This window comes from Mesorhizobium sp. P2_B5, assembly GCF_056404775.1.
Map to the genome: position 1 here is coordinate 347,582 of NZ_JBFUDJ010000003.1, position 15,902 is coordinate 363,483.

Below are 15,902 nucleotides of genomic sequence, written 5' to 3' on the forward strand. Positions count from 1 at the left end.
AGGCATGGCAGCGGAAGCGTCGGGCAGCGATCTTATTCAGGTGGTGGCGCTGCTTGCCGCGGGCGTCGTCGCCGTTCCGATCTTCAAACGCATGGGGCTGGGCTCGATCCTCGGCTATCTCGCCGCCGGCGTGGTTATCGGCCCGTTCGGCATCCGCATCTTTTCCGAATCGGAAACCATCCTGCACGTCGCCGAACTCGGCGTCGTCATGTTCCTGTTCATCATTGGGCTGGAGATGCAGCCGTCGCGGCTATGGGGGCTGCGGCGCGAAATTTTTGGACTCGGCGCCCTGCAGGTCGGCGTCTGCGCGGTGCTTCTGACTCTCGTCGGATTAGCGGGCGGCTTTCCGATCGCGCAATCCTTCGTTGCCGGCGCCGGCTTCGTGCTGACCTCGACGGCGATCGTCATGCAGCTGCTGGAAGAACGCGGCGAGATGGCCAGCCCCAAAGGACAGCGCATCGTGTCCATCCTGCTGCTTGAGGATCTGGCGATCGTGCCGCTTTTGGCGCTGGTCGCCTTCCTGGCACCGGGCGGTGCCGAGATGACCCTGCAGCAAAGGCTGACCGAGGTCGGAATAGGCCTTGGCGCCATCGTCGGGCTGGTGGTGGCCGGCCGCTATCTGCTCAATCCGTTCTTCCGCATCCTGGCTGACGCCAAGGCGCGCGAGGTGATGACGGCGGCCGCACTTCTGGTCGTGCTGGGATCGGCGCTGGTCATGCAGCTCTCCGGCCTGTCGATGGCGATGGGCGCCTTCCTTGCCGGCGTGCTCCTGTCGGAATCGACCTTCCGCCACCAGCTGGAAGCCGACATCGAGCCGTTTCGCGGCATCCTGCTTGGCCTGTTCTTCCTCGCCGTCGGCATGTCGCTCGACCTGCTTGTGGTGGTCGACAATTGGCGGCTCGTCGCCATCTATGTCGTCGCCTACATGGTGATGAAGGCGCTCGGCATCTATCTCGTCGCCCGCGTGCTGAAGAGCGGCCATCGCGAAGCGCTGGAGCGCGCCGTGTTCATGGCGCAGGGCGGCGAATTCGCCTTCGTGCTTTACTCCGCCGCGGCGGCCGTCGGCATCATCGACAGCCGGGCCAACGCCACGCTGACCGCGATCATCATCATCTCCATGGTGCTGACGCCGCTGGCGATCATTGCGCTCAAATATCTGACGCCGCGCGACGAGCAGTCGCTCGAAGGCGTCGATATCGCCGAAGGGCTGACCGGCAGTGTTCTGGTCATCGGCTTCGGCCGCTTCGGCCAGATCGCCAGCCAGCCGCTTTTGTTGCGCGGCATTGACGTGTCGATCATCGACAATGATGTCGAAATGATCCAGGCGGCCGCCGATTTCGGCTTCAAGGTCTATTATGGCGACGGCACGCGGCTCGACATTCTGCGCGCCGCTGGCGCTGGTCGTGCGCGCGCCGTGCTGATCTGCGTCGACAAGGCGGACGCTGCCGTTCGCATTGCCGAACTGATCAAGGCGGAGTTCCCGCTGCTGACCGTTCTGGCGCGCGCGTACGATCGCGGCACAGCGCTGTCGCTCATTCGCGTCGGAGTGGATTTCCAGCTGCGCGAAACCTTCGAATCGGCTCTCGTCTTCGGTGGCTCGGCGCTCGAAGCGCTTGGCATCGAACCGGAAGACGTCGCCGACGTCATCGAGGATGTACGGCGCCGCGACAACGACCGCTTCGAGACGCAGCTGGCGGAAGGCATACGGGCTGGCCGGCGCTTCCTCAGGGGCAATATCGGCACGCCGATTCCGACACCGCTCGCTCCGCCACGTCGACCCGGCCAGGCGCTGAATGAAGAAACCGCCGGTGTGTTGAACAAATCCGAACCCGCCCAGCCAGAGGAAGGCAGATGACCGCATTGGATGAGCGAGCGCTCGCCGTGACAAAATTCTGGCGCGAGGCCGGCGAAGACGCCTGGTTCGAAAAGAACGACGCTTTCGATGCGGATTTTCGCAGCCGATTTCTCGACCTGCATTATGCGGCCGCGCGGCGCGAGTGCGACGCCTGGTCGGAGCATGCCGAGGGCTCGCTGGCGCTGATGATCCTGCTCGACCAGTTTCCGCGCAACTGCTTTCGCGGCAGCGGCCACATGTACGCCACCGATCCGCTGGCAAGGCACTTTGCCGCCAAGGCGATCGCCGCCGGCCATGACCTGGCGCTGGAAGAAGACCTGCGGGTCTTCCTGTATCTGCCCTACGAACATTCGGAACTGCCCGCCGACCAGGACAGATCGGTCGAGCTCACCACTGCCAAGGCGCCGGAGTATATCAAATACGCGGTCGAGCACCGCGACATCATCGAGCGTTTCGGCCGCTTCCCGCATCGGAACAAGATGCTTGGCCGCGAGACGACGGCGGACGAACAGGCATTTCTCGATGGCGGCGGGTTCTCCGGCTAACCCAGCCACCAGTCGCGGCCGGACGCCAGCCGCTCTATGCCTGACGTATCGACGGCGCTGAGCCGCTCGCTCACGCTGCGGCCGCCAACCGCCAGTTCCGGCGCGATCTCGGCCAGGGGCGCCAGCACGAAGGCGCGCTCCAGCATCCTGGGATGCGGCACTTCCAGCCCGGTCTCGTGGATGATGCGGTCGCCGAACACCAATATGTCGATGTCGATCAGGCGCGGCCCCCAGCGCTCCTCGCGCACCCGCTTCAACTTGCGCTCGGCCTCGAGGCAGAGATCGAGCAGCGCCCTTGGCGTCAGCGTGGTCGAGATTTCGGCAGCGGCATTGAGAAAATCCGGCTGGTCGAGCTTGCCCCATGGCGGCGTGCGGTAGAGCGAGGAGACGGCGATGACGCGCGTGCTCTCGTCGGCGTCCAGCAGGCGCAGCGCCGTCGCCATCGAGGCGGCTGGATCGCCGAGATTGCCGCCAAGGCTGAGGTAGACCGTATTATTCGGGCCAGACAACGGTCACCTCGACATAATCGAGCACGCCGGGCACCGGCGCGTTCGGTTTGCGCACGGTGATCTCGGCCTTCCTGATCTGCGGAAACCGCGCCGTCAGCGCCTTCGCAACTTCGAGCGCCAGCGCCTCGATCAGGAAACGGCGGTGTCCAGTGACGATCTTTTCAATCACCGTGAAGGCGACGCCGTAATTGACGGTGTCCTCGATGGAATCATCCTCCAGCGGGCGGCTGGGCTCGACCGTCAACTCGGCATCGACATAGAAACGCTGGCCAAGCGCCTCCTCCTCGTCCAGCACGCCGTGCCGGGCAAAGAAGGCGCAGTTCTTCATGCGGATGACGTACATTTCTTAGCTTCCTGGGCTCAGTGTCCCGGCTTTTCACGCGCCAGCATAGCATCCGCGACGGCCAGCGCGTCCACGTTGATTGCGACATCGTGGACGCGAAACAGATCGGCGCCCTTGAGCCTGAGGATGACGCTGGTGGCTGCCGTCCCGGCGCCGCGCGCAGCGGGTTCGCGGCCGGTGACGGTGCCGATGAAGCGTTTTCTGGACGTGCCGGCCATCAGGGGAAAGCCCAGCGCCTTCAGTTCGGAAAACCGCGCCATCAGGTCGAGGTTTTCCTCCGCCGTCTCCTTGGCGAAGCCGAAGCCGGCATCGAGCACGATATGGTCATCCTCGACGCCATTGCGCTTCGCGATTTCCAGCGAAGCCTTCAGGAAGAAAAACTGGTCGTCGATGACATCGGGCAGCTTTTGCCGCTCGCGCCCGGTATGCATGATGACCAGCCCGGCGCCGGTGTCGGCGGCGACGCGGGCAATGCCGGGTTCACGCTGCAGGCCCCAGACATCGTTGACGATATGCGCGCCGGCGGCGACGGCCAGGCGCGCGGTTTGCTCGCGATAGGTGTCGACCGAAATCAGGGCTTCATTGGTCCCGGCGAGTGCGGCGATCACCGGCAGGATGCGGGCCTGCTCTTCCTCAGGGGTGACGGGAGAGGCGCCCGGGCGCGTGGATTCTCCGCCGATATCGATCACGACAGCCCCCTCTTCCACCATGCGGCGCGCCTGCGCCACCGCCTGGTCAGGCGTGATGAACAGTCCGCCATCGGAAAAACTGTCCGGCGTGACGTTGAGAATGCCGACCACCATGGCCTTCTCGCCAAGGTCGAGATGGCGTCCATGCGCCAGTTGCCATCGCCTTGTCGTCATTGTCCTTCAACCATGTGGCTCATCGGGCGCTTGCAATCCATCAACGATGCGTGATCGGTGGAAGATCAATTCCGTTGCGCCGGCAACGGCCGTAAAGCAAGGTGGGTGAAGAGGCAACATAATGAAACGACCCCTGCTCTGTGCCCTGATGCTGGCTTTGACCGTCCTGCCGGCGAATGCTGCCAATCTGGTGAAGACCTACAGCTATTTTGCCGTCGGCGGCAGCACGCTCGATGACATCGAGACGCAATTGTCGAAACATGGGCCCGAGGTGAAAAGCACCGGGATGAGGCATCCGGGCGCCACCCAGATGGCGTTCACCACCCGCATCAGCTACGCGCAAACCGCTGATTCCTGCCGCATCGCCAAGGCCACCGTCACCGTCAAGGTCAAGGTCATCCTTCCGGAGTGGCGCAGGCCGCGCAAGGCCGACGCCGATGTCAGGCTGTTCTGGGACACGCTGTCGGCCGACATCAAGCGCCACGAGGAGCGTCATGTCGAGATCGCCAAGAACCACGGCCGTCAGCTCGAGGACGCGCTGAACGCCAGCTACCCGCAAAAGACCTGCGCCGAGGCAAAGGCGAAGGCGGCTGAGATCACCGCGGCCGAACTCGCCAGGCACGACCAGGACCAGCTGCGCTTCGACCGCGTCGAAGGCGTCAACTTCGAAAGCCGCATCCTGCGGCTGCTGCGCTACCGCATGCAGCGCGTCGAAAACGGCCAGCTTCCGCCCGGCTGAACCACGGGACCGATTCCAAGCCAATCCTGCCGAAACATGAGGCCAGCCCCAGAAAATTTTCGGGCAAAGGTCGAAATCGGCCTATACGGGACGACATATGTCAGGCTCGCAAGGCGCGAGCTTCGAAACGCGAGATCAAGACCAATTGAGGCGGCGTATAGCGGAGCGGCCATTTGGCGCCGCGCAATCGCTCGCCAAGCATTGTGGATGAACTGATATGGACCAGGCTGTCGACAAGCCGGTGATTGCAGCCGCGCCGCTGACGGAAAGCGAGAAGAACGTCATCATCGCCGGCATCCTCTTGTCGATGCTCCTGGCGGCACTCGACCAGACCATCGTCGCGCCGGCCATGCCGACCATCGGCCGTTCGCTCGGCCATGCCGACTATCTGCCGTGGATCGTGACCGGTTATCTCTTGACGGCAACAGCGATGGCGCCGCTCTACGGCAAGATCTCCGACGTCTATGGCCGCCGGCCGACCGTCTATGCGGCGATCCTGATCTTCCTCGCGGGATCACTGGTCAGCGCCATGGCCCCCAACATGTTCGTGCTGGTCATCGGCCGGGCGATCCAGGGTGCGGGCGGCGGTGGCCTGTTCGCCTTGGCGCAGATCGTCATCGGCGACCTGGTGCCACCACGCGAAAGGGCGCGCTATGCCGCCTGGATTTCGGGGACATGGGCTGTCGCCAGCATCGCCGGACCGTTGCTCGGCGGCGGTTTTGCCGAACATCTGCATTGGTCGCTGATCTTCTGGATCAACATCCCGCTTGGCCTGGTGGCCATGGCGATCATCAACAAGCCGCTGCGCAAACTGCCGGTCGCCGCAAAGCGGCATCGCATCGACGCCCTGGGAGCATTGCTTCTGGTGGTGGCGACGGCACTGCTGCTTTTGGCGCTCAACTGGGGCGGCAGCGCCTATCCCTGGGCCTCGCGTGAAATCCTCGGCCTGCTCACCTGTTCGGCGGTCTTCTGGGGCGCGTTTGCACTGCGGCTGATGCGTGCGGCCGAGCCGCTGATTTCGCTTGAAGTGCTCAGCAATCCGATCGTGCTTGCCGGCACGGCGTCGATGTTCCTGCTGCAGGCCGCCAATATCGGCCTGTCAGTGTACCTGCCGGTCTATCTGCAGTCGATCATCGGCCTGTCGGTCAGCCAGTCAGGCCTTGCCATGCTCGGCCTGCTGCTCGGCACGGTCGCCGGCGCGACGTTCAGCGGCCGCACGATACCGCGCTTCTTCCATTATAAGCGCATCGCCATGGTCGGCGTTCTCTTCGCCATTGTCTGCCTTGGCGTGCTCAGCCTGGTCGCCGGCCACGCCTCGCTGCTGGTGGTCGAGCTGCTGACGATCTGCATTGGGCTTGGAAGCGGCACCACTTTCCCGGTCGCCACCGTGTCTGTCCAGAACGCCGTCGACCGCGCACATCTCGGCGTCGCCACCGGTGTGCTGACCTTCCTGCGCTCGCTGGGTAGCGCACTCGGCGTCGCCATGCTCGGCGCCGTCGCGCTCGGCTATGGCCTGCAGCTTGCCGGCGAAGGCGCGCCGGCTGCCGGACAGATCGTCTCGGCGACGCCCTTCATGATGATCTTTCTTGCCGCGGCCATCACGCTCGTGCTGGCGCTGATCACGCTGGCGCTGATGCCGGAGAAGTCGTTGCGCGGTCGCGACGAGGCCGAAGCGCCAGTCGCCCTGGTGGAGTGATCAGGCAAGCCTCTGTAAGCGCCTTACTCCACCACGCCGAGCTTCTTCTGCAGGCTCGTCGACGACGTCGTGTACTGGAAGACGATACGCTCGCCGGGGCTGATGATGCGCTTGGCCGCCTGCGCCATCAGCGCCACCTCGTGAAAACCCGACAGGATCAGCTTCAGCTTGCCGGGATACCAGTTGATGTCGCCGACGGCGAAGATGCCGGGCACCGAGGACTGGAACTTTTCCGTGTCGACCGGAATGAGGTTCTCGTGAAGGTTCAGCCCCCATTCGGCGATCGGGCCGAGCTTCATGGTCAGGCCGAAGAACGGCAGCATGCGGGTGCAAGGCACCTCGATGTCGCCGTCAGGGCCGCCCTTGATGGTCGCGGACGCCAGCTGGCCGTCGGCGCCGGTCAGGCCGCTCACCTGGCCGACGCGGAACCCCAGCTGTTTCATCTCCTGCATGGCGTACATCTTGTTGACGCTGTCGGGCGCCGCGCGGAATTCCGGGCGGCGGTGGACCAGCGTCACGCTTTTTGCCACCGGCTGCAGGTTCAGCGTCCAGTCGAGCGCGGAATCGCCGCCGCCGACGATGACGAGATCGTGGCCGCGGAAATCCTCCATGCGGCGCACCGAATAGAAGACGCTCTTGCCTTCATAGGCTTCGATGCCGGGAATGGGCGGCCGCTTGGGCTGGAACGAGCCGCCGCCGGCGGCGATCACCACCACCTTGGCCTCGAACACCTCGTTCTCGTCGGTGGTGACCCGAAAGGAGCCATCCTCCAGCTTTTGCAGGCTGGAGACCATGCGGTTATAGGTGAAGTCAGGCTTGAACGGATGGATCTGCTCGATCAGCTTGTCGACCAGCCCTTGCGCCGAGATCAAGGGCCAGCCCGGAATGTCGTAGATCGGCTTTTCCGGATAGAGTTCGGCGCACTGGCCACCGGGCCGGTCGAGGATGTCGATCAGATGGCACTTCATGTCGAGGAGGCCGAGTTCGAACACGGCGAACAGGCCGACCGGCCCTGCCCCGACAATGAGTGCGTCCGTCTTGATTACATCGGTCATGCCAGGCGAGCCTCATTGCCAAAACTGGGCCAAACTGGCGCGAGACTGCATGAGCGTTGGCTTGCTGCCAAGCGTCGGCGGTAAAAATCCGAAAGAAGTTGGTTCAGCCCTGGCGGGCGGGCACGCGTACGACGAGGCCGTCAAGGGCGTCGCGCACCTTGATCTGGCAGGACAGGCGCGAGTTCGGCTGGACGTCATAGGCGAAGTCCAGCATATCCTCTTCCATCGCCTCCGGCTCGCCGACCTCGGCCGTCCAGGCTTCGTCGACATAGACATGGCAGGTTGCGCAGGCGCAGGCGCCGCCGCATTCGGCCTCGATGCCCGGCACCGCGTTGCGGATCGCATTCTCCATGACGGTCGAGCCGTTTTCGGCCTCGACATCGAAAGGAGTGCCGTCATGGGCGATGAAGGTCAGCTTGGTCATTTGTCACCTGAAGGGAGTCTCAGCCGAGATAATCACTCCGCCAGACAAGTCAACTGCGGCGCGAAAGCGCCGCTTTGTGACGTTTTTTCGGAAAGCTGGCTAAAGCGCGCCCTGGCCCGGCCGATTCATGCCGGTGGCCGCAGACAAGCGGCAGCCATTACCGGCTGATGGCGGCGATGAAATCGCGCACTTCCTCGATCAGGACGCCGAGGCGCTTGAGGCTGCGTGTATCTTCCGGCTGCTGTTCGATTGATGAGGCGCAGTCGGCGATGGCAAATGCGCCGACGCCGCGCGCCGAACCTTTCAGCCCATGCGCCAGGAGCAGCCTCTCCCTGACATCGGCATCGAGGATGTTGTCGCGAACAGAAAGCGCCTGCTGTACGAACAGTGCCAACACCTCTTGCTCGAGGGCGCGATCGCCCATTGTCTGGCGGGCCAGATGGGCCAGATCCACCGGCCGCGAACGGGCTGGACCCGACGCATCGCCGCCCGGCATTGAGAAGGCAATGCCGCTTTCACCGCGTACCAATTTGAAACTCCTTTGTCCCGCTCGCCAAAAAAACTTAGGCGATTTCCGTCGCCAACGCGTTAATGAATGGGCTGGAAAATTGTTGCCGCAGAGGCGGCGAAATCACGTTCACGTTAACCCTATATTTAAAGTTTTACGTATCTCGCGGAATGCAGGTTTTCTTTACCCCTGTGTGTCATTACGATACGAGGGTCCATTTTCAGCCTCCTGCGTGGGATAAGACAAGCCAGAATCAGGCCAAAATCATAAAGTCCCTCGGCAGCTAGTACAGGGTAGCGAAGGCATGGCGAAGAAACCAACGACGACCAGAACTCTCGACAACGACGTAGCCAGGGAACTCGAAAAGGCACTAGACCTCGACCTTAGCGGAGACGGCAGCGGCGATCTCGATATTGCGGCGTCGATGGAGGATCTGGAAGCGCAGATTTCGCAGGCCGCGGACGAACTGGCGCGCGAAGGCCGTACCCAGAAACCCGCCCCCGCTCAAAGCGCACCCGTCCAACAGAATCAAAGCGCGACGCCGGCTGCCAAGCCCGCCGAGTTGCGCCCGGTTGAATCGCGTAACAGCGCGCAGCCGGCCGGCTTCAAGCCGGCAAACGATGATCGCCAGAAAGATTACAAGACGCTGCTGCACAGCCTCAACCGGCGCGCGTCGAGCACGATCTATTGGGTCGTGGCGTTCGTGTCGCTGGCCTGGATTGCCGGCGCCGGCGGCCTTGCCAATCTGCTGTTTGGCCCCAGCATCTGGAAAATTCGTACATTCGACCAACTCCTGGCCCGCCCCGAACTGATCGGCCTCGCAATCGCGGCAATCATACCGGTCGTCCTGTTTTGGGCTTTCGCGGCAATGATCCGCCGCGCGCAGGAAATGCGCATCGCCGCCCAGTCGATGACGGAAGTGGCTTTCCGCCTGGCGGAGCCGGAAAACCTCGCCCAGGACCGCGTCATGATGATCGGCCAGGCCGTTCGCCGCGAAGTGGCGGCCATGGGCGAAGGCATCGAGCGCACGCTGGCGCGCGCCGTCGAGCTCGAAACGCTGGTTCACAGCGAAGTAAACCAGATCGAACGCTCCTATTCGGAGAATGAATCCCGTATCCGCTCGCTGGTCGACGGGCTGGGCAGCGAACGCGAAGCCGTCGTCACCCATGCCGAGCGCGTGCGCGCTTCGATCACCGGCGCGCATGAGACGCTGAAGGACGAAATCGGCGCCGCCTCGGACATCATTCGCGACTCCATCCTCAACGCGTCGACCAAGCTGTCGATGACGATCACCAATTCCGGCGACACGCTGATCGACCGCATCAATGAAAGCTCGATGTCGATCTTCGATCAGGTGGAAGGCCGGCTCGATACGATCACCGACAGGCTGTCGACCTCGGGCGAAGCCTTCGCTTCGCTGCTCGACACCCGCATCGCCAAGCTGACGGACACCACCGACGGCTTGACCCGGTCGCTGACCGACCTGCTCGACGACCGCACCACCGGCATGGTGTCGCTGCTTGGGGGTGCTGCGCGCACCTTGAGCTCTGAATTCGAATCCAGCCTCAACGGCATCGAGCGCACGCTGGCCGAGCGTGGCCAGGCGCTGATCAGCGAATTCCAGACCCGCGCCGAAGCGCTCGACACCGGCACGCAGAAGCTCAACGCCGCGCTCGAAGCGCGTGCCCGCCAGATCAACGAGACGCTGGTCGAGCGCGCCCGCGAGATCGCCCACACCTTCGCCGAGAGCAAGGATCATTTGTCGGCGATGATCGATCAGGGCAAGACCCAGATCGGCGCTGACATGGCCGACATCGTTTCGTCGACCTCGTCCATGCTCGAAGCCCGCGCCAGCGACTTTGCCGGCCGCATGGAAGCGGCCCGCCACGTCGTGTCGCGCTCCTTCGACACCGACATCCAGCGCCTCGCCGACGCCCGCGTCGGCATCGAGGAAGCGGTCGAAAACCACAGCCGCAAGCTGTCCGAAAGCCGCGAGCGCATGGCAGCGGCCATGGAGGCGGATTTGGCGAAATTCGCCGAGGGCCGCGCCGGCATCGACGCAGCCGTCACCAACCAGGTGCAGAAGCTGGCCGAAGGCCGCAACCTGATTTCGCGCGCTTTGGAAGAGGATCTGCGCAAGGTCAACGAGTCGCGCGCCGCCATCGACGCGTCGGTCGGCAGCCATCTCGAGCGCCTCGAAGAGGGCCGCAACCGGCTCAACCAGGCCTTGCATGAAGACTCCGGAAAACTCGTGCAAGCCCGCACGATCATTGATGAAATGGTCGCCGGACATGTCGGGAAACTGGCTGAAGGCCGCAACATTCTGTCGCGCGCCCTGGAAGCCGACCTCGGCAAGCTGGCCGACAGCCGCGCCTCGATTGACGGGCTGGTCGCCGGCCAGGTCGAAAAGATCGCCGAAGGCCGCGCCGTGCTCACCAAGGCGCTCGAAAACGACATTATCGGCATCAAGGGCGTGATCGAGAACCACTCGGCCAAACTGGCCGAGGACCGGACCGAACTCAGCAAGGCGCTGGAGAACGACCTGTCCAGCATCAGGGGCCTGCTCTCCGACCATTCGAACCGGCTCGCCGACGATCGTGGCCTGTTGTCCCAAACGCTCGAGGCCGACCTTGCCAAGCTGGCGGAAAGCCGGTCGAGCATCGACGGGCTGGTCGCCGGCCAGGTCGAGAAGCTGGCCGAAGGCCGTGACATTCTCAAGCGCGCGCTCGAAGCCGACATCAATACCATCAAGGGTGCCATCGCGGGTCATTCCGACAGGGTGGCGGAAGAGCGCAGCCAGCTTTCGAAGGCACTGGAAGCCGATCTGCAGAATGTGAACAGCCTAATCGCCGACCACACGAGCCGGCTTGTCCAGGATCGTTCGACACTATCCCAGGCGCTTCAGGACGATCTGCACAATGTGAGCGGCATCATGGCCGATCATCAAAACAGGCTCGTCCAGGACCGTTCGGCCCTCTCAAAGGCATTGGAAGACGACATCGCCAAGCTGGCGGAGAGCCGCTCCAGCATCGATGGGCTGGTCGCCGGACAGGTCGAGAAGCTCGCCGAGGGCCGCGACATCCTCAAGCGGGCGCTCGAAGCCGATCTCAACACGATCAGGAGCGCCATTGTCGACCAGTCGCAGAAGCTGACTGAAAACCGTGGAGAATTCGCACGGGTGCTGGAAGCCGATCTGGAAAATGTCAACAGCCTGCTCCAGGATCACAGCGACAAGCTCGCCCAGGATCGCGCGACGCTGTCGAAGGCTCTTGAGGACGACCTCGCCAAGCTGGCCGAGAGCCGGTCGAGCATCGACGGACTGGTCGCCGGCCAGGTCGAGAAGCTGGCCGAAGGCCGCGACATCCTCAAGCGCGCGCTGGAAGCCGACCTGCAGAAGCTGTCGGCAAGCCGCGGCGAGGTCGACGACATCATCGCCGGCCATGTCGGCAAGCTGGCCGAAGGCCGCAACATGCTGACACAGGCGCTGGAAGACGATCTGGCAAAGCTCGCCGACACCCGCAAGGATGTCGACCGCTCGCTGTCGGGCCATATCGACCAGATCGCCGCCAGAAGCACCGACATTTCCGCGGCTATCGCAGCCGACGTCGAGAAGATCGAGCAGGCCTTCAGCAAGCAGACCGGCATCATCGAGGAGCGCGCCGGAACCATGGAGCGCGCGCTGTCGGTGGGTGTCGACAATGTCCGCAACGTGCTCGAAAAGAGCGCCGTCTTTGTTGCCGGCGCACTTCGCGAGAAGGTGATGGAAGTCACCAGCGCCCTGCACGAACAGGCGGGTGCTGCCTTCAGCGATGCCGACCGCAAGATCGCCGAGCGCGCCGAGCAGACCTCGGCAGCCCTGCTGGCACGGGCAGAAGACATCGCTCGCACCTTCGAGGACGCCGATCGCCGACTGCACGCACGCGCCGAGGACACGACGAGCGCGCTGCTTGCCCGGCATGACGAGACTTCGAACTCGCTGCTCGCCCGCGCCGAAGAAACGGCCGGACGGCTGGCTGCCCGCGCCGGCGAAATTGCCGGCACGTTTGATGCCGCCGACCAGAAGCTCGTCGCCCGTGCGGTCGAGACGGCGCAGTCGCTCGCCGACCGCGCCGGCGACATCCTGCGCAACTTCGAGGGTGCGGACCAGCGGCTGAGCATGCGCATCGGCGAATCCGCCGAAGCGTTGGCCGCCCGCGCCTCCGACCTCGGCCGCGTCTTCGACGCCGCCGACCAGAAGCTGATCTCGCGCATTGCCGAGGGTTCAGACGCGTTGTCGGCCCGTGCCACCGAGATCAGCCGCATCTTCGACGAGGCCGATCACCGCCTGGTGTCGCGCATCGCCGACTCCACGTCGACGATCGGCGAACATGCCGACAACATCGTCGGTGCCTTCGCCAGCACCGAGCAGCGGGTTGCCGAACGCGCACGCCAGACCGGCGAGGAACTTGCCGTCCACGCCCGCGAAATTGAGCAGGCTCTGGCTGGCGCCGACGAGCGGCTGGCCGCGAGCGTCGCTGCCGCAACCACCCGCGTCGAGGAACAGGTCGCGAGTGTCGAAAACCGCCTCGCCTACACCACCGAGACGATGGGCCAGAAGCTCAACGAGCAGGTGTCGAGCGCCGAGGCTCAACTGATCTCGCGCGCCAACACGATTGCGGAGACCTTTACTGCGGTTGGCCAGCATATCGGCCAGAGCACCAACGACGCCGCCAAGACCATCGGCACAAACACCCGCGAGCTCAACACGATGCTGGCGGCACGTTCGGCCGAAATGTCGAAGATCCTCGACGAAACCGCACGGCCGCTGGTCGAGCGCTTCGCCCAAGGCGGCTCGGAACTGCAAAAGAGCATGGAAGAGGTCACCGAACGCGCGACTGAGAAGCTGCGCAGCGAGAACGCCGCCCTCGTCAATGCGCTCGCCAGCCGCACGGCCGAAACGCTGTCGGCCGTCGAAGGCGCGCGCTCGTCGCTCGCCGACAGTGTCGCCGATCTCATCGGCCGCATGAGCGTCTCCAGCTCGCAGCTCGGTGAGCTGATCGAGCAGGCGGCAGTCAATCTCGGTCAGGTCGACGAACGTCTCAGCGGCAGCACGCAAAGCTTCGCCGCGACCACCGAAAAGGCGGCGCAGACCTTCGCCAGCTCGGCACGCCTGGTCGATTCGAACACAACGCGGCTTACCGAACTGTCGTCTTCGACCTTGCGCGAAGTCGCCTCGATCGCCACCAAGTTCGACGAGCACAGCCGTCTTCTGTCCTCGGCCTCGGACCTGTTGAGTTCGGCGCAGAGCAATCTGGAACACACGCTGGAGAGGCAGTCGTCGCTCGAAGACCTCGCCGTCGGCCTGGTCAAGAAGTCGGAAGACCTCGAGAAGGTGATGCGTTCCTTCGAGAGCCTTGTCGGCCAGACGATGCAGAATGCCGAAGGCAGGACGCTGGCATCGGCCGACAAGATCCGCATTGCCATTGCGGAAGTGGTCGATTCGGCAACCAACCGGTTTGCCGATGCGACCGAGGAGATGCGGCGCACCGCGAGTTCAATCAAGAGCGAGCTCGACCTCACACGCGCCGAGCTCAAGAAGGGCGTCATCGAGATGCCGGAAGAGGCCAAGGAATCGACCTCGGCGATCCGCCGTGCCGTTTCCGAGCAGATTAACGCGCTCAAGGAACTTTCGGATATCGTTGCGAAATCGGGCCGCGGTGGTGGCGACAATTCCGAGCCCCGTAATTTGCGCCCGGCTCCCCAGGCGCCGGTCCAGCGCCCGGCCGAACCTGTACGCCGCCCGCCGCCGGCACCGCAGGCCGAGCGTCCGGCTCCGCAGGCGCCGCTCGGCGGCCTGCGCGGCACGCTCGATATCGAACGTCCTGCTGAAGCACCGCGCCAGCGCGACGCCGCCAATGCCCGCACGCCGCAAGGCGGCTGGGTGCGCGACCTCCTAACCGGGGCGTCGCGCGAGGAGGACGTTGCCAGGCCGGCAGCAGCCCCCGCGGAAGCACCGCGCGCGGCTCCCGCCCAGCGCTCGCCGCTGCATGTCATGGAGTCGCTCAACTCGCTGTCGGTCGATATTGCGCGGGCGATCGACCATGACGCCTCGATCGAGCTGTGGAACCGCTACCGGCGCGGCGAGCGTGACGTGTTCACACGCCGCCTCTACACACTGAAGGGCCAGCAGACCTTCGATGAAATCCGCCGCAAATATCAGGGAGAGGCGGAGTTCCGCGCCGCCGTCGACCGCTACTGCGACGACTTCGAAAAGCTGCTCAAGGACGTCTCGCGCAACGACCGCGACAACATCATGGCGCAGACCTACCTGACGTCGGACACCGGCAAGGTCTACACCATGCTGGCTCATGCGAGCGGCCGGTTGCACTGATTGGTGCGACGATCAACTGAACCAAGGCGGGCCACGGCCCGCCTTGGTTCAGGCCCAGGTTCGTGTCACTGCAGGAAAAGATCACAATCTGTCGGCGCTGCCCCTCATCCGCCTGCCGGCACCTTCTCCCCGTATAGCGACGGGGAGAAGGAGGTGGCCGCGACCATGCCGTTACTTCTTGCAACGTTGAAAGTTGGCGAAGGCGGCCATGATGGCGTCTTTCTCCCCGTCACTATACGGGGAGAAATGCCCGGCAGGGCAATGAGGGGCAGCGCAGACCGACGATCTTTAAGTCGATGCTTTGTCTAAGCTGATTGCGCGCACGATCGCTTTGAAGCCTAGGCTGGTTCAGATCACCGAATCCGTCCAGCGCACGATATCCTTCGCCGCCTCGCCGAAGGCGCTGTCGAGCGCGCTGACATAGGCTGGGTTGCCGCTGCCCGAGACGGGAGCGGATGCAGTGAAGCTTTTTGAGGCGCGCACCTCGCCGTTGCGGTCGTTCAGGATGCGCACGAAGAGATTGACCTCGGCGTGCTCGCCGCCATTGACGCGGACCTCGAAGGAGCGGATCTCGACGATCACCTGATAGTCGATCGCCAGCCCCTCGCCCGGCTTGCCGACGCCGGCAAAACTGCCGGAGCGCTGGAAGGTTTCTGCGAGCCTTGCCTGCACGATCAGCGGCAGCCGGTCGGCCCATTGCGCGCCCTTCAGATACTGGATCGAGCGGTCCGACGGCTTGATGACGATGTTCTGGCTGTCCAGCGCCTTGAGCGCGGATGGCTGGGCAATCAGGATCTGGCGGCGGCTGTGGCCATGCGCGTCGATTGAGGGTGCGGACAGCTCGAACGTATCGAGCGGCGCCGGCTTGCCTCCCAATGCCGCGCAACCGCCAAGCGTCAGCGCGACCAGCACTACAGCAGATTTATACCCACCCAAACTGAACGTCACGCGCGATCCCCGTTGTCCCCGGATCGTAAGACCAACCCGCATTCGCG

12 protein-coding genes are annotated in these 15,902 nt (G+C 64.0%); 5 read left to right on the forward strand and 7 right to left on the reverse strand.

What is annotated here, in order from left to right; translation table 11 throughout:
- Positions 1-4: 4 nt before the first annotated feature.
- Both AC1D1N_RS14415 and AC1D1N_RS14420 read left to right on the forward strand, forming a co-directional pair.
- On the forward strand, positions 5-1,855 hold the full coding sequence (locus tag AC1D1N_RS14415) for a monovalent cation:proton antiporter-2 (CPA2) family protein (RefSeq protein ID WP_477349239.1): 1,851 nt from the start codon (positions 5-7) through the stop codon (positions 1,853-1,855).
- On the forward strand, positions 1,852-2,400 hold the full coding sequence (locus tag AC1D1N_RS14420) for a DUF924 family protein (protein ID WP_436259780.1): 549 nt from the start codon (positions 1,852-1,854) through the stop codon (positions 2,398-2,400). The genes AC1D1N_RS14415 and AC1D1N_RS14420 overlap by 4 nt, the downstream gene beginning before the upstream one ends.
- Here AC1D1N_RS14420 and folK read toward each other — a convergent pair.
- From folK to folP, 3 genes are read right to left on the reverse strand one after another with little or no spacing between them, the layout of a single operon-like run.
- The gene (folK, locus tag AC1D1N_RS14425) at positions 2,397-2,909 is read right to left on the reverse strand and encodes a 2-amino-4-hydroxy-6-hydroxymethyldihydropteridine diphosphokinase (RefSeq protein ID WP_112561506.1); all 513 of its coding nucleotides are present in this window, start codon (positions 2,907-2,909) and stop codon (positions 2,397-2,399) included. The genes AC1D1N_RS14420 and folK overlap by 4 nt on opposite strands.
- Positions 2,893-3,252, reverse strand: a complete 360-nt coding sequence (folB, locus tag AC1D1N_RS14430; protein WP_112561505.1) for a dihydroneopterin aldolase — start codon at positions 3,250-3,252, stop codon at positions 2,893-2,895. The genes folK and folB overlap by 17 nt, the downstream gene beginning before the upstream one ends.
- Positions 3,253-3,269: 17 nt before the next feature.
- Complete coding sequence (gene folP / locus AC1D1N_RS14435) at positions 3,270-4,115, reverse strand: dihydropteroate synthase (RefSeq protein WP_112561504.1); 846 nt, start codon at positions 4,113-4,115, stop codon at positions 3,270-3,272.
- A 121-nt stretch (positions 4,116-4,236) separates the two neighbouring features.
- Between folP and AC1D1N_RS14440 the strand changes: the two genes are divergently transcribed.
- Complete coding sequence (locus tag AC1D1N_RS14440; RefSeq protein ID WP_436259778.1) at positions 4,237-4,854, forward strand: DUF922 domain-containing Zn-dependent protease; 618 nt, start codon at positions 4,237-4,239, stop codon at positions 4,852-4,854.
- 217 nt (positions 4,855-5,071) lie between these two features.
- A complete protein-coding gene (locus tag AC1D1N_RS14445; RefSeq protein ID WP_477349242.1) occupies positions 5,072-6,550 on the forward strand; it encodes an MDR family MFS transporter in 1,479 nt (492 codons plus the stop codon).
- 23 nt (positions 6,551-6,573) lie between these two features.
- Here the strand turns inward: AC1D1N_RS14445 and AC1D1N_RS14450 are convergent, their stop codons facing one another.
- The 3 genes from AC1D1N_RS14450 to AC1D1N_RS14460 all read right to left on the reverse strand — a co-directional run bounded on the left by AC1D1N_RS14450 (position 6,574) and on the right by AC1D1N_RS14460 (position 8,525).
- Positions 6,574-7,605, reverse strand: a complete 1,032-nt coding sequence (locus AC1D1N_RS14450; protein WP_112561501.1) for an NAD(P)/FAD-dependent oxidoreductase — start codon at positions 7,603-7,605, stop codon at positions 6,574-6,576.
- 103 nt (positions 7,606-7,708) lie between these two features.
- The gene (locus tag AC1D1N_RS14455) at positions 7,709-8,029 is read right to left on the reverse strand and encodes a 2Fe-2S iron-sulfur cluster-binding protein (protein ID WP_023707481.1); all 321 of its coding nucleotides are present in this window, start codon (positions 8,027-8,029) and stop codon (positions 7,709-7,711) included.
- A 157-nt stretch (positions 8,030-8,186) separates the two neighbouring features.
- The gene (locus AC1D1N_RS14460; protein WP_477349518.1) at positions 8,187-8,525 is read right to left on the reverse strand and encodes an Hpt domain-containing protein; all 339 of its coding nucleotides are present in this window, start codon (positions 8,523-8,525) and stop codon (positions 8,187-8,189) included.
- 316 nt (positions 8,526-8,841) lie between these two features.
- On the opposite strand from AC1D1N_RS14460, the gene AC1D1N_RS14465 reads away from it, so the two are divergent.
- Positions 8,842-14,907: an apolipoprotein A-IV repeat region-like domain-containing protein gene (locus tag AC1D1N_RS14465; protein ID WP_477349245.1), complete on the forward strand. Its 6,066-nt coding sequence runs from the start codon at positions 8,842-8,844 to the stop codon at positions 14,905-14,907.
- A gap of 348 nt (positions 14,908-15,255) precedes the next feature.
- Here AC1D1N_RS14465 and AC1D1N_RS14470 read toward each other — a convergent pair whose 3' ends face one another.
- Positions 15,256-15,897, reverse strand: coding sequence for an ABC-type transport auxiliary lipoprotein family protein (locus tag AC1D1N_RS14470; protein ID WP_436259774.1), 642 nt, complete (start codon positions 15,895-15,897; stop codon positions 15,256-15,258).
- Positions 15,898-15,902: the final 5 nt, after the last annotated feature.

Bases quoted from the DNA above. Each gene is read 5' to 3' on its own strand.
- AC1D1N_RS14415 (WP_477349239.1), top strand. From the start codon at position 5: ATGGCAGCGGAAGCGTCGGGCAGCGATCTTATTCAGGTGGTGGCGCTG.
- AC1D1N_RS14420 (WP_436259780.1), top strand. From the start codon at position 1,852: ATGACCGCATTGGATGAGCGAGCGCTCGCCGTGACAAAATTCTGGCGC.
- folB (WP_112561505.1), bottom strand. From the start codon at position 3,252: ATGTACGTCATCCGCATGAAGAACTGCGCCTTCTTTGCCCGGCACGGC.
- folP (WP_112561504.1), bottom strand. From the start codon at position 4,115: ATGACGACAAGGCGATGGCAACTGGCGCATGGACGCCATCTCGACCTT.
- AC1D1N_RS14440 (WP_436259778.1), top strand. From the start codon at position 4,237: ATGAAACGACCCCTGCTCTGTGCCCTGATGCTGGCTTTGACCGTCCTG.
- AC1D1N_RS14445 (WP_477349242.1), top strand. From the start codon at position 5,072: ATGGACCAGGCTGTCGACAAGCCGGTGATTGCAGCCGCGCCGCTGACG.
- AC1D1N_RS14450 (WP_112561501.1), bottom strand. From the start codon at position 7,605: ATGACCGATGTAATCAAGACGGACGCACTCATTGTCGGGGCAGGGCCG.
- AC1D1N_RS14455 (WP_023707481.1), bottom strand. From the start codon at position 8,029: ATGACCAAGCTGACCTTCATCGCCCATGACGGCACTCCTTTCGATGTC.
- AC1D1N_RS14460 (WP_477349518.1), bottom strand. From the start codon at position 8,525: ATGCCGGGCGGCGATGCGTCGGGTCCAGCCCGTTCGCGGCCGGTGGAT.
- AC1D1N_RS14465 (WP_477349245.1), top strand. From the start codon at position 8,842: ATGGCGAAGAAACCAACGACGACCAGAACTCTCGACAACGACGTAGCC.
- AC1D1N_RS14470 (WP_436259774.1), bottom strand. From the start codon at position 15,897: ATGCGGGTTGGTCTTACGATCCGGGGACAACGGGGATCGCGCGTGACG.